Origin of the sequence: Salinivibrio sp. ES.052 (genome assembly GCF_900141775.1) — a bacterium.
Lineage (GTDB): Bacteria > Pseudomonadota > Gammaproteobacteria > Enterobacterales > Vibrionaceae > Salinivibrio.
In genome coordinates this window covers 207,371-220,929 of sequence record NZ_FSRI01000003.1, presented here as the reverse complement: position 1 = coordinate 220,929, position 13,559 = coordinate 207,371, and the positions used below count along the sequence as shown (strand labels likewise).

Genomic DNA, 13,559 nt, shown 5'->3' with positions numbered 1-13,559 from the left:
TATGTTAATGATAACCATTATCGAAACGTTAAGGGAAGGTATCAAAATGACAAAAACACGTATTGAAAAAGACAGTATGGGCGATATTGAGGTGCCTGCACAGGCGCTGTATCAGGCGCAAACCCAGCGTGCGGTTAACAATTTCGCGGTTAGTGATCAAACGATGCCTGTGGACTTCATCCGCGCGTTGGCCATGGTGAAATACGGTGCAGCACAGGCGAACGAGTCGCTCGGGTTGCTGGAGAGTAAGGTGGCCAGTGCAATTCGTGAGAGTGCACAAGAAATCATGGCAGAAAACCACCTGGATCAGTTCCCCGTTGATGTTTTTCAGACTGGCTCTGGTACGAGTTCTAATATGAACATGAATGAAGTGCTTGCCACCTTAGCGTCAGAGAAATGTGGGGAAACAGTCAGCCCTAATGATCATGTCAATATGAGCCAAAGTAGCAATGACGCGGTGCCAACGGCCATTCAGATCAGTACCACCTTAGGCTGTGAGCAAAAGCTGTTACCTGCACTTGCGCATTTACGTGATGCGTTACAGGAAAAGAAACAGTCAGTCGGCCATATCGTAAAAACAGGGCGCACTCACTTGATGGATGCTATGCCCGTGACCTTGGCTCAAGAGTTAGATGCCTGGTCGCAACAAATTGAGCATGTCATGGTACAAATCATACAAAGTTTATCATCAGTACGCGCACTCGCTCAGGGTGGCACCGCGGTGGGAACTGGGATCAATGCTCATCCATTGTTTGCCGAACGTTTCGCTGATGCGATAGCAGAATTGACCAAGACGAGCTTTTCCGCCAGTGAGAACCCATTTTTTGCCATTGGTAGCCAAGATGCGTTGGTTGCCCTTCACGGCCAGTTAAAAACTACCGCTGTGGCGACCATGAAGCTAAGCAATGATTTGCGCTGGATGAATTCTGGCCCTTTAGCGGGGTTGGGTGAGATTGAGTTGGAAGGGTTGCAGCCAGGGTCATCAATTATGCCTGGCAAGGTTAACCCAGTGATCCCTGAGTCGGCAGCGATGGTGTCGGCGCAAGTCATGGGGAATGACACCACGGTGACGGTGGCGGGTCAGTCGGGGAACTTTGAGCTTAACGTTATGTTGCCGGTGATTGCCGCGAATGTGTTGCAAAGCATCAACTTGCTGGCTGGAGCAAGTCGACTGCTTGCTGATAAAGCAATTCGGAGCTTTAAAGTGAGAGAAGATAACTTGCAAGCGGCGCTATCTCGTAACCCTATTCTGGTCACCGCGCTTAACCCTGTTGTGGGATACTTGAAAGCGGCTGAGATTGCCAAGAAAGCCTATCAACAAGGACGCCCAATCCTGGATGTTGCGGAAGAAGAGACTGAGCTTGGTCGAGAAAAACTTTCGCAATTGCTTGATCCAACTAAGCTGACAAAAGGCGGCATTGCAGAGTAGAGGGTGATGCGATAGGAAATAAACGGGGTTAGTGCTGAGTATTACACGTTGACGAGAGTTTAACAGAGCCGGAGTGCGGCTCTGTATTTTTCGCGGGATAGATGCTTTAATCGAGCTTTTTCAAAGCGACGGCATTCATACAAAACCGCAAGCCAGACGGGGGTGGGCCATCTGGGAAAACATGTCCGAGGTGCGCATCACAGGTTGCACAGGTAGTTTCAACGCGCGTCATACTGTGGCTGGTATCTTTATGATACGCGATCGCACTATCTTCAGCAGGCTGAGTAAAAGAAGGCCAGCCCGTTCCTGAATCAAATTTTTCTCCTCCATCAAACAGCAATGTACCGCAACATGTACAGCCATAACGGCCGGGTTCAAATAATGTACACATGCCCGAGCTAAATGCCCGTTCCGTGCCTTTTTGGCGGGTGACTCGAAATGCCTCATCGCTTAGCTGCGCTTGCCACTCTTGCTCGGTTTTTTCTACTCGCGATGGTGGCGCGACGTTGCCTTTTTCACTTCGGGCGACGATGTCTTGCCAGGTCAGCATGATGTCGTTCCTCTTGTTTAGCGGGCGGTTGCCCGTGCTACAAAACGCATAGTGTTATGAATCTTATCGGCTCATGCAAGCAATACGGCATAATTTCCTCGGTAGGATCAACTTGATAGCGTGCCAATCCCCCACTTTATTTCATCATCTTGATCGTCTTTAATTTGATCACGATAGTCTTCCATATGTTGTTCAATCAAATCATCGGGTTGCGAGAAAAACGCAATATGAAAAATAGCATCTCCCTCATTAACCACAGGTAATGTATGCTGACCAATCACAATGCCACTTTTGACGGCTTTGATTTCTGTTTCTGTGGTGCCAGCTGGGTCGCTGATAATGCCAATGGTTTGCCCGTCATTAACAATTTCCCCGAGCGCAACATGGCTTCTTAAAAGCCCATCCGCTTCTGCACGGACCCATTTAGTGGCTCTAGCTGTGACCGGCTTATAAGTGGCTTTTCGCCGTGTTTGGCGCATCATCCCGAGGTAGCGCATGACACGGATCACCCCGCGTACGCCGGCATTAATGGCATAAGGCTCAAAGCGAAGCGCTTCACCGGCTTCGTACGTGATCACTGGAATATCAATACGTTCCGCTTCGGCACGAAGGGATCCTTCGCGCAAGGCCGCGTCGACAACCACGGGGGCACCAAATGCTGTCGCCATCGCTTCAGCGTCTTGATTATCCAAGTTCGCTCTAATTTGTGGCAAGTTAGTGCGATGTATCGCGGCCGTGTGGAGGTCAATAATATGAGTAGACTGGCTAATCACTTGGTTAAAGAGCTGATACGCCATCCTCCCCGCAATGGAGCCCCGCTCTGATCCGGGGAAAGAGCGGTTCAGATCTCGACGATCGGGTAAATAACGTGATTTATGAATAAAGCCAAAGACATTCACGACAGGGATCGCAATGACAGTACCATGTAATTTTTTTGGGTTGATTTTGGCCATGACTTGACGAACAACTTCAATGCCATTGAGTTCATCGCCATGTATGGCGGCACATATAAGCAGAACGGGCCCTTTTAATGTCCCATGCAATACTTCGATACTGACGTTGAGCGGTGCATGAGTATACAAACGCGCAATTTCAAGCTCTAGGCTGGCTCGGTGGCCTGCATGGATGGTTTGCCCACCGATCTCGATGGCATCGCTTTTTTTAGCCCTTACCACGTGTGCGTGTCCTCTGAGGTTTTGCATTTTTTTCTATATAATCAATCACTAGTCCGGCAACGTCTTTGCCTGTTGCTCGTTCTATCCCCTCTAAACCGGGCGATGAGTTGACTTCCATGACCAGTGGCCCTCGCTCTGAGCGCAGCAGATCGACCCCTGCGACATTGAGACCCATAGACTTTGCCGCTGCGATAGCAGTTCTTCGCTCTGTCGGCGTGATCCTGATTAAGGTAGCCGTGCCGCCGCGATGCAGGTTGGAGCGAAACTCCCCGGGTTGAGCTTGGCGTTTCATCGCCGCAATCACCTTGTCACCAATCACAAAGCAGCGGATGTCGGCACCGCTCGATTCTTTTATATATTCTTGCACTAGGATATCGGCTTTGAGGCCCATAAAAGCTTCGATCACACTTTCTGCCGCTTTTTTGGTTTCAGCGAGGACAACGCCAATACCTTGTGTCCCCTCAAGCAGTTTTACCACGACTGGGGTGCCGCCAACCATGGTCAGTAAGTCGGCAATATCACCGGGTTTACTGGCAAAACCAGTGTGTGGCATGCCGATACCTTTACGCGACAACAGCTGCATAGAACGCAGTTTATCTCGCGAGCGCGTAATGGCGACCGATTCGTTCATTGGAAAGACCCCCATCATTTCAAACTGACGCAAGACAGCGCAGCCATAATAGGTAACAGATGCGCCAATGCGTGGAATGATCGCATCGAATCCACCAAGATCTTCTCCGGCTAAATGAATGGACGGTTGGGTTGAGTTAATGCTCATATAGCAGCGTAATGCGTCAATGATTCTATATTCGTGGCCACGCGCTTCGCAGGCCTCGATAAGACGGCGCGTAGAATAAAGATTTTTGTTGCGTGACAGGATACCTATTTTCATTGCAGTTGGGCTCCTATTTTCCGAGTAGGAATGAAGACATGGGATCAACGATAATTTTACCAGCCATTGCCGTGCGTCCCAGTAACATACGAAATCGCATGTTATCGCGTGCAGTGAGAGTCATCTCGATGGGATAACACAATTCACCGGCTTTAATTGTTGTTTTTATCACATACCGCAGCTGCTCATGGCCACCAGAGTCACGTACCATTCGCCGAGCTAGAATCGGTGCTTCTGCCTGCACGGCGGCCTCAGAATCACCTTGGTTTGGATGGACCCAGAATCTGATCCAAGCGTGGCCATTTTTCTCGAATTCTTCGATTTTAAAGGTATGTAGGCAAGACGTGCGAGCCCCTGTGTCGATTTTCGCCTTTATACGGGAGATATCGAGGTCAGGCAGGCTAACCCATTCACGCCAGCCGACACAGACCTTATCTTTTGATTTGACAGACATTGTCATTATTACTCGTCATTATTTAGCCCTTGTTTCACCATAGAGGTGATAACGATTATCCGTGGTAAGAATCTGAAAAATCAGCGATGATATGTGATAACTATCGCATATCGACTGCGGCGATATCATGCCATTTTGAGCAGAGGCGGAAGGGGGCCTGTAGGGCTTGGCCAATGAGACTGCATGCAAACGGTGATCATCATAAAGGAAGTAACATGCAAACCAGTGATAGACAAGAAGTGATTGATGATCTGCTCTCAAAAGTTGATCAAGGTGCGCCCGAGACGATACAAGAGATAGAGCAAGCGCATGGTGTTGATAGTCTTGCTCTGTTATTAGAAGCCTTGCCCGTTAACGATCGTGTGGGCTTTTGGGAGCAGCTTTCCTCTCCGATACAGCTTCCGGTGCTGGCAGAAATGCGCGATGACGCGAGTGAAGCGATCATTCGTGCGGTGGATGAAGCGCAGCTACATACGTTATTTGCTGATCTTGATGCTGACACCTTGTTGGAGCTGCAAGATGTGTTGACCGAGCCTCTGTTAGAGGAAGCGCTCGGCCGCATGGACTCGGAACAAAAGCAACGTTATGCCTCGGCGCAGCAATATGCGGATAGCGAAGTGGGTCATTGGTGTGATCATCAACCTTTAGTGGTGCCGGCAAAAACCAAAGTGACAGTGGTGCTTCGTTTGCTTCGTCGTGTGATGCCAAAATATTGCGATCATGTATTTGTGGTAGATAGTCGTGGGATTTGGGTGGGCGCGGTACCTATTCATAAGCTTTTTGGCGCGGATGGCATTCTCAAAATCAGTGAACTGGTGCGGGAGCAATTCCCGAGCTTGAATGCCCGTGATGACATCTATGTCAGTGCAGACAAGGTCGCAAGCAGTGAAGAGATTGCCTTGCCAGTACTCGACGATGGTGGCATGTTGATTGGTCGTCTCGATCTTGGTACGGCGTATGAGATGCAAACGGAGCGAGCGGAAGCGCAGATCATGGCAACGGCGGGTCTGGATGAAGATGAAGACTTGTTCTCCCCGGTAATGAAAAGTGCTCGAAATCGTGCATTGTGGTTGGGTATTAACTTGATGACCGCTTTCCTGGCTTCCTGGTTTATTGGTTTGTTTGAAGCCACGCTACAACAAGTGGTGGCGTTAGCTGTATTAATGCCTGTGGTCGCATCGATGGGTGGGATTGCGGGTAGCCAAACGCTCACGCTGATTGTGCGTGGCTTAGCCCTTGGGCAAATCTCTAAGACCAACTTAAAGCCATTATTGAATAAAGAGTTTAAGGTTGGGTTGCTCAATGGGATATTGTGGGCGTTGGTGATTGGCGTTATTGCAGGATATTGGTTTGAGAGTTGGGGGTTAGGCATCGTGATTGGTGCTGCGATTGTTGCCAATATTATCAGTGCAGCACTGGCGGGGATATTTGTGCCTGTGCTGCTCGGTAAATTGAAGATTGATCCCGCATTGTCTGGTTCTGTGATTTTAACAACAGTGACCGATATTGTTGGCTTTGTTGCCTTTTTAGGCTTGGGAACCTTGTTCCTGCTGTAACGCTGTTTTTGCTGTAAATCGCTCCTTGCTAAGAAGAGCGCTCGTAATAATGACTACGCGCGCTCTTATGTATCAAGTGCTTGACGGTGGGGGTGAGACGTCTACCGCTGGTTGCTCAACTCTTTCTCCGAGTTTACCGCCCGCTGTGGGCAGCAGTTTATCGCAATATAAGATCATAATGTCTTCTCGGATCAACTGTTCAAGCTCTGCTGCCCGCTCAGTAGGGCAAAACAGCCGAATGTGAACAAGCTGCTCACCGGTCTCTGTATGGGATAAATACAAGTGTGGCTCTGGCCCTGGCAAATCAACGCCTGCATGACGTTCAATTACATGGTTGTAACGTCGAGCAATGTCCATAAAATCTTCGCTGTGATCGTCAATACGTGCCAGCAGTGCCGGAATATGTGGGTATAAATTAATATCGCCTCGGATCACTAAGTGAAAATGGTGATACACATAACGCTTCATAAAATTCAGGTTTTTGACTGTGGTCGCAAAGAACAAGCTATTCGGCAGCGTGGCGGTTTTTCCCGTATAACAATAGTGACCACTATGAGTGTCTATCTCTTGAATTTTGGTGGCCATTAAATTGTGCTCGATGACTTCGCCGCACGTATTACCGACTTCTATCCAGTCACCAATCCGGAAAGAACGAGAACTTGCACGTTGGATCGAGCCGGTGAAGCATAGGATGATCTCTTTTGAGGCGACCACAACGGCAACGGCGATGGCGGTCAGTGATAACGCAAATTCATTGATTTCGGTGTTCCAAAAGAGGAACAGAAAGAGTAGTAGGGTAGTGAATGCACCGTTTTTTGTCCGAGACATCCATTTTCGCTGATCTTCGCTAAGGAAATTACTGTCACCACGGATGTGACGTAGGATCAGTCGGCGAACGAGGCTGACAACGACGACCACTCCGACGGTGGTTAATAATTTGTTTTCTAACAGTAGTTGGGCAATATTTCTTAACTCAGACAACAAAGCTATCTCCATGGTTTCCGTCAACGCCTCCCCGAGTGATGGCGCTATTCTGCCCCTAAGCGAACAAAAATAAAACGCAAACTTTGCAAATAGTGTTAATTCCGTTAAGTGCTTAGACGATAAGACCAAGAGTGAGGGTATAGGTTGTTAATGCTGATCGAAATAGTCTTTACGCCGGATGTATTTATCCATGTAATGGTAAGCAATGGGGCGTGTCAGCCAGCTAAATAGTACGCGGAAGATACGCATCAATGAGGGTGTATCAGTGTAGATTTTATTTTCATGTAACCATAGTAGCCGCCCGACATGCCAATAAAGTAGTGGGAGCGCGGGCAAGAACGTCACCATATCGACATCACAACAGATACGATAGGTCCGAGTCGGGAACGGATACAATCGCTTAAAACGCCACATGCCTGCAGCGGGCTGTCCGAAAGTGACGATACGTTTAATCGCGCCGCCAAATTGCTTGCTCAACATCGCGGCTGCGATGATAGCCATGGCGCCCCCTGATGAATGACCAATAAAGGAAACGTGTTTACCGGTCGTTAAAAAGGGAGATAACGCTGATACCAATTTTGTAAGCACTGTCTCCCCTTCAAGCACAGCATGATCAGCGGCTTGAGCAATATCAGCAAATTGACTGTTTGTCATTTGTCGGTAATGTCGCTTGTGCGGTTGCCAAGACAGACTTGTCTGTGTGAGAAGATAGTGAAATCCCCAATGGACGTGACAGCGTTTGTCATCGACCATGATGCTTTTCGGAATGCATGCACAATTAATGAGCCAATCCCAGGTTGTTTGTGAGCCCCGGAAGACGACGACGGCATCATCATTCTCTCGCCAAAGCACACGAATAATGCAGCGTCCCCACCGGTCGTAGATATCGTGCCGCCCATTAGGACTGAATCCATAATGGGTATGATCAAAATAGGTGGGGTATGAGGCACGACAGAGAATAGCGTATCGCTCATATTGATACCTTTTTAATCGTTTCATGCTGTAGCCTGATTCATTATTGTCGGGACAGGTTATCGGTAAAACATGACGAAATAGCGAAACCGACAAATAATTAGTAGGTTGTATGAGCCGTGATTTCTAAAGCTCATTCAGTGAGGCGGCTCAATAATTGGTCAGGAACGGTTCAAGGTGTGTGTCATAAGTGAGTGCTTGGATCGGGCCCCGATGCGTGATTAAAAATTTGGCATTGGTGCAATTCCCGATGCCAATAATCACTTGCACTAAAAGACGTAAATCTTTCAACCAACGTTGGATTTGCTCTTGACTCCAGTCCTCGCGATAAAGGCTCATATGGTATTCAACCCACCAGTAAGCACCGCGAATAAATGCCTTCATCACTGACTCTGCGGCTAATATTTGCTCAGCTGTGCCGGAGAAATCAAAATCTGGTGAGATGGGTTTACCTTGAGTAAACGCGACATAGTTTCGGCAATGACGGAATAGAGCAAGCTGCAACCCCGCCGCAGAATCATAGTGAGCCAGCGTTAACGTGGTGATCGGAAGATGTTTAATGGAGCGACGAAACAATGCAGCCGTGCGCTTACCGGGCATTAAGTGCTCGATAGCATAAAATAAGTCCAAACTAATAAGCTGATTATTCAAGAGTACCCTTCACTGTGTTGACTCAATGTACTGATCCTGCCTTAAGTGGCGGTACGAGTATACAATACAGAACATTGAATTGAAGAGATAAATCCCGAGACTACTCGAACCCGTAACGGGCTTTCAAAGCCGAAACTTTTTCTTCGCTTTCGGCTAGAAACTGATTGAACTCTTTGATGACTTTTGGGTAATGAATGGTTGACAGCCGTCGCGTTCCTTTTACATGAGGCAACGTATCGTCAAAGCGCACAGAGCCTTTTTTAAAGCCCATTTGGTCCAAGTAGAACTGTGCTACAGCGATATTCGCATAACCACCGTCAACACGACCACTGACGACTTTCATCATGAGGGAATCGTATTTGTAGCTTTCATCAAGGCGTATTGTGCCGGCACTGATACGAGATTGATAAGGCTTAGGCGTAAAGCCAGAGACAGTCCCAAGGGTCCGTAAGGTATTGAGAGGTTGACCATAATGTTGGTCAATCACCATGACCCCATCGATATAGTCGACCACGGGATCGCTGTATATCACCTCGCTATCTTTTTTTATGTCAGGGCTCCAGTCTGGACTGTCTGGGTATTTAAGATCAACAACCCCATCGACAAAACGATGATAGAGCCTTCTCAGCGGCAACGCTTTGTACACGAATCGATAGTGGTATTCATTGGCGAACATATCGAGCAATTCCCGGTTGAAACCGGAATAATTGCGATTGGAATAGGCCGAATAAGGATAATATTGGGAAAAGCTCTGCACACCGACCACATAGGTTGTCTTGGCATGCACAGGTATCGTGACACTTATTATCAGCAATAAAGCCCATAATCCTTTCATCGTACTGATCCGACTCTTGTTAGTTCTTCCTTCTATTAGTGTAGACACAGTCACTGTGGCTGTCTTGGCACGGACAACTGTTATTTTACAACACTTACTTTCAAACCATTTTCCACTTAATTAATGAGGTGGTGAAAAATCATTCGGTTGCTGGTCACATTTTGTGCGTAAATATTTGAATGAACATTCGGTATGTTTTATTTTTTCATCTAGACCTTCACTTTTTGATCAAATAACGATGAATAAAAATGAAATTGCATCGCGTGCGATGCGCCGACATATTCTTTCAACCACTTTAGAAATTGTTGGAAATGAGGGGCTTGCCGCACTAACAGCAACGAAGTTGGGGAAAAAAGCGGGGATTAGCAAAGGCGCGCTTTATCATCATTTTGATAACCTCAATGCAGTGAAACATGCTGCAGTCGATGAGTTAATCTCAATGTTTTTGGCAGTCGCTGAGCCTGCTAATTTTGATGATTTTGAAAGCTATTTAGCGGTGACAGGCGATACACTGTATTTTACTATGCAATGTGAGCCCTATGCGATGAGAGCGATGTATAGCTTCACGACTCAGGCATTATTTGATGAGCAATTTCGTACCGCGATTCAGCGCTTTTCTCAGCACGGTTTAACGGAATATACGCGGGCGATTGAATACTTTTATCAAGGAAGGGTTCCACAGTATCAGATCGATACCGCTATTCGTGTGGTCGATGCTTTCTTTCTTGGTGCGGGTCTACAGAGTTACTTATTGCAAGGTGACGATAGGTTCCGCCAGAACTGGGCGCTATTTTCACAAATGCTACTCACTCAGCTGGATGAAAAGTAGGGGGCCACACACAGTGAGGCACCCTAGCGACAATACCTTAGGCTAGCTCAGCGTTGTGATAGACGTTTTGCACGTCATCGCAGTCGTTAAGCATATCGAGGAATTTTTCAAAACGTTCAACGTCATCGCCACTGACCTCTGTATAGGTTTGAGGTACAAAAGTGATCTCCTCGAGATCAATCGGCGCGTCGCCAAGAAAGTCACTTAGCGCATTTTTCACTTTGAAAAACTCTGTGTGCGGAGCAAAAACAGTAATGACACCTTCATCCGCTTCAATATCTGATACATCCGCATCCGCCATTACTAATGCCTCGAGCGTGCCTTCCTCATCAGTTCCCTGGAACTGAAAAACAGCTTGGTGCTCAAACATATGAGAAACAGCGCCAGGTGAACCAATTTTAGCGTCGTTTTTGACAAAGCACTGGCGGACATCCATATAGGTTCGATTGTTATTATCGGTCAAGCAATCGACGATGACGGCACAGCTGCCAGGGCCAAATCCTTCATAACGGGCAACTTCGTAGTTCTCACCACCTGAGCCGTTAGCTTTATCAATCGCCTTATCGATGATATGTCCAGGAACTTGATCTTTTTTGGCTTTTTCAATCAATCGACGCAGAGACAAGTTGCTATCTGGGTCTGGTCCGCCGTTCTTGGCGCAGACATAAATCTCTTTACCGTACTTTGAGTAAACCTTAATTTTTGCGCCTTGGGTTTTCGCCATTGACGCTTTACGCACTTCAAAACTTCGTCCCATTCGGAATCTCTCTTGTTACGCTTACGCAGAAATGCGCTGATTCTATCAAGATAGCCATTCTATGTGCTAGCGAATGTTGAGAGTTTGCGCGAGGTCAGGCGATTGTTTTGGGGAAAGGTGATGCTCGGCACCTTGTGTGCCGAGCCTGAGGGTTAGGCGAGCTTTCCTTGACAATGAAATCTACTGGTGTGGCCTTTGAGCACTTGAGAAAGGGCACTCAAATCTTGCGTCGCTTGTGTGATCTGGTCCATGGCTTGACGGTTTTCACCTGTCATGGTGTTAATTTCCTCAAGGTTTTGATTGATCTCCGTCGCGACCAAGGATTGTTCTTCAGAAGCGCTGGCCATCTGTAACGACATATCAGCAATCTCTTCAACGGCCATCACTGCTTGTTTAAGCGATGAAATACTGGATTCTGCCCGTTCAGAGACATTGCCTGCCGCATCAGCACTGTCTACCATCGCCTGTGTTGTATCGCTGGAATCGCGCTGCAAGTTTTCGATCAATTGGGCAATTTCACCTGTCGCGTCTTGCGTGCTTTGCGCAAGGGTTCTCACCTCGTCGGCAACCACGGCGAACCCACGACCTTGATCACCCGCGCGTGCTGCTTCAATGGCCGCATTAAGCGCGAGTAGATTCGTCTGATCAGCAATTTGTCCAATGGTTTGTAAAATGCCAGAAATATCTTCCGCACTGCGCACCAAAGAGTCCGATTTTGTTCGTGCGCTTTGTAATCGCGCCACTAGGTCACGCATCGAATCGACGGCGAGTGAGACCTGACTGTCACCATCGTGGATCATCTCTCGGGCTTTTTCCGCTGCATCGGCTGTGGATGACGTACTTGATGAGATTTGATTGGCGGTCGCAGTCATCTGCTCCATGGCCGCTGCGACCTGTTCAGTGTGTGCGTTTTGCGCTTCGAAGTTGGTTAAGGTCTCAACGGTTGACGCTGAAAGCTGCTCTGCCGCTGCAGCTTGCTGGCTGGTGGCGCCGATAATATCACTCACCATCGCAGTGAGGTTTTTTGTCATCTCTCGCATTGAGCGATAAACCCCAGTCGCGTTCGGATCTTGATTAAAAGAGACGGTGAGATCGCCATCGGCGATGGTTTGCACAATTTTTTCCATTTCTTCAGGTTCCCCGCCAATCGGACGGGTAATTTTGCGGGCAAAGATAATGGCGGTCGCAACAATGCCAATCACAGCTATCACAAAAATCACTGCGACAGAGAGCTCGAGCGCATTCAATGCAGCAAAGGCCTCTTTAACATCCATTTCTGCAATGATCGCCCATGTCAGCCCTCCAGCAGTCAACGGTGCATACGCGGATAAAACAGGGTTTCCGTTATAGTCGCTGATGATATCAATGCCTTTTTCGCCGTTAATTGCGCGCTGGACGGCTTGAGTATTGACGGTACCTTCAGAGGGATTCATAAAAGAAGCAAATACGGTGCGGTGTTCTGGGTCTAAAAATGAGTTGGAGCGCATTAAGCCGTCACTGCCTACCAAGTAGGTCTCGCCGGTTTGGCCTAATCCATCACGCTCAGTCATGATTTCGCTTAATCGGTCGATAGGGAATTGGTACGCTAATACCCCCAGCAATTGATTATTGCGATAGACGGGCGAGGCCATAAAGCCTGCGGGTGCATTGGCGGATGCGGAGTAGGGCGAGAAGTCGACAATCACGGCATCGCCATCGGTAAGCTGTCGGCCTTGTTTAAAGGCTTCGGCAAGCCCTGAGCGTTGAAACGGCCCCGTGAGTAGCGAGGTGCCAAAATCGACTTCTTTAGAGGCGGAATAAACCACCGTGCCCCTCTGCGCTTCAATTAAGAAAATATCGTAATAGCCAAATTTCGCTTGGACATCTCTTAAAAAGGAATGGATAGCTTGATGAGCGCGATCGTAAGCGGGCAATTGGCGACTGGTTTGATAGTTTCCTTTTTCGCCGACGGGGCTGGGGTTATTCACCAAATACGCGTTTTGCAGTGCCATGGTTTGCGGAGAAAGCTGTGCGACGAGTGCTTGTGCGCTGGGTAAGGTTTTGTTGTTAGTCGTTTGTAACTTACTGGTTAGGTTCTGCTGATAATAGCGGACTAACGACGATGACGTGGCGTTTTGTGCTGGAGCTAAGTTGGTAAAGGCTTGAGTCATGGAAGCCATGGCATCAGCGATGGAAGGGATTTCCGCTGTGGTAATGATCTGCCCCTCTGCGGTTTTAAAATAGCGCTCTACCGCGGATTTTTTCACCTCTCGCAGTGCCTCTAACTGGTTAAACGTTTGGGTCTCGAGCGAGGAAGATGCTGTATTGAGTGATAGCAGTGTGATCACCAATGCAGGCACGATGCCCACGCCAAGCAAGCTGACGAGCATTCTATGTTTGAGCTTCATGGCCTTTCACCTCAATGATTAATTAGCCGATTAGATAGGCAAACCGAATTGGTTGCTTTTTAATCAATGGTAGTTAGTGATTGGCAGG

Annotated in this window: 13 protein-coding genes; 3 read left to right on the top strand and 10 right to left on the bottom strand. The window is 48.0% G+C overall.

The annotated features are described in order from the left end of the window. The first annotated feature begins 46 nt into the window (after positions 1-46). Positions 47-1,429 carry a class II fumarate hydratase gene (locus BUQ98_RS13940; protein WP_074214762.1) on the top strand — a complete coding sequence of 461 codons (1,383 nt, stop codon included), beginning with the start codon at positions 47-49 and terminating at the stop codon, positions 1,427-1,429. A gap of 106 nt (positions 1,430-1,535) precedes the next feature. Here BUQ98_RS13940 and msrB read toward each other — a convergent pair whose 3' ends face one another. From msrB to BUQ98_RS13920, 4 genes are all read right to left on the bottom strand, one after another. Next, a complete protein-coding gene (gene msrB / locus BUQ98_RS13935; RefSeq protein WP_074214407.1) occupies positions 1,536-1,979 on the bottom strand; it encodes a peptide-methionine (R)-S-oxide reductase MsrB in 444 nt (147 codons plus the stop codon). 107 nt (positions 1,980-2,086) lie between these two features. Beyond that, the gene (locus BUQ98_RS13930; RefSeq protein WP_083605303.1) at positions 2,087-3,154 is read right to left on the bottom strand and encodes a succinylglutamate desuccinylase/aspartoacylase family protein; all 1,068 of its coding nucleotides are present in this window, start codon (positions 3,152-3,154) and stop codon (positions 2,087-2,089) included. Further along, on the bottom strand, positions 3,141-4,046 hold the full coding sequence (gene rimK, locus BUQ98_RS13925; RefSeq protein ID WP_074214405.1) for a 30S ribosomal protein S6--L-glutamate ligase: 906 nt from the start codon (positions 4,044-4,046) through the stop codon (positions 3,141-3,143). The genes BUQ98_RS13930 and rimK overlap by 14 nt, the downstream gene beginning before the upstream one ends. A gap of 13 nt (positions 4,047-4,059) precedes the next feature. After that, complete coding sequence (locus tag BUQ98_RS13920) at positions 4,060-4,500, bottom strand: ATP-dependent zinc protease family protein (RefSeq protein ID WP_217693651.1); 441 nt, start codon at positions 4,498-4,500, stop codon at positions 4,060-4,062. Positions 4,501-4,715: 215 nt separating this feature from the next. On the opposite strand from BUQ98_RS13920, the gene BUQ98_RS13915 reads away from it, so the two are divergent. Further along, complete coding sequence (locus BUQ98_RS13915; protein ID WP_074214403.1) at positions 4,716-6,056, top strand: magnesium transporter; 1,341 nt, start codon at positions 4,716-4,718, stop codon at positions 6,054-6,056. A gap of 72 nt (positions 6,057-6,128) precedes the next feature. Here BUQ98_RS13915 and BUQ98_RS13910 read toward each other — a convergent pair whose 3' ends face one another. The 4 genes from BUQ98_RS13910 to BUQ98_RS13895 all read right to left on the bottom strand — a co-directional run bounded on the left by BUQ98_RS13910 (position 6,129) and on the right by BUQ98_RS13895 (position 9,498). Continuing rightward, entirely contained in the window at positions 6,129-7,037 is a 909-nt protein-coding gene (locus BUQ98_RS13910) for a mechanosensitive ion channel family protein (protein ID WP_254813939.1), read from the bottom strand. Between the two features lie 150 nt (positions 7,038-7,187). Further along, positions 7,188-8,039 (bottom strand): lipase family protein, encoded by an 852-nt coding sequence (locus BUQ98_RS13905; protein WP_074214401.1) that lies wholly within the window; start codon positions 8,037-8,039, stop codon positions 7,188-7,190. Between the two features lie 123 nt (positions 8,040-8,162). Continuing rightward, a complete protein-coding gene (locus BUQ98_RS13900; RefSeq protein WP_074214400.1) occupies positions 8,163-8,663 on the bottom strand; it encodes a hypothetical protein in 501 nt (166 codons plus the stop codon). A 100-nt stretch (positions 8,664-8,763) separates the two neighbouring features. Further along, entirely contained in the window at positions 8,764-9,498 is a 735-nt protein-coding gene (locus tag BUQ98_RS13895) for a type 2 periplasmic-binding domain-containing protein (protein WP_074214399.1), read from the bottom strand. A 238-nt stretch (positions 9,499-9,736) separates the two neighbouring features. Here BUQ98_RS13895 and BUQ98_RS13890 point away from each other — a divergent pair, with 238 nt between their 5' ends. Next, the gene (locus BUQ98_RS13890) at positions 9,737-10,327 is read left to right on the top strand and encodes a TetR/AcrR family transcriptional regulator (protein WP_074214398.1); all 591 of its coding nucleotides are present in this window, start codon (positions 9,737-9,739) and stop codon (positions 10,325-10,327) included. 37 nt (positions 10,328-10,364) lie between these two features. Here the strand turns inward: BUQ98_RS13890 and BUQ98_RS13885 are convergent, their stop codons facing one another. Together BUQ98_RS13885 and BUQ98_RS13880 are read right to left on the bottom strand one after the other, a co-directional pair. Next, positions 10,365-11,084, bottom strand: coding sequence for a YebC/PmpR family DNA-binding transcriptional regulator (locus BUQ98_RS13885; RefSeq protein ID WP_074214397.1), 720 nt, complete (start codon positions 11,082-11,084; stop codon positions 10,365-10,367). 152 nt (positions 11,085-11,236) lie between these two features. Next, positions 11,237-13,471: a methyl-accepting chemotaxis protein gene (locus tag BUQ98_RS13880; RefSeq protein WP_074214396.1), complete on the bottom strand. Its 2,235-nt coding sequence runs from the start codon at positions 13,469-13,471 to the stop codon at positions 11,237-11,239. Positions 13,472-13,559: the final 88 nt, after the last annotated feature.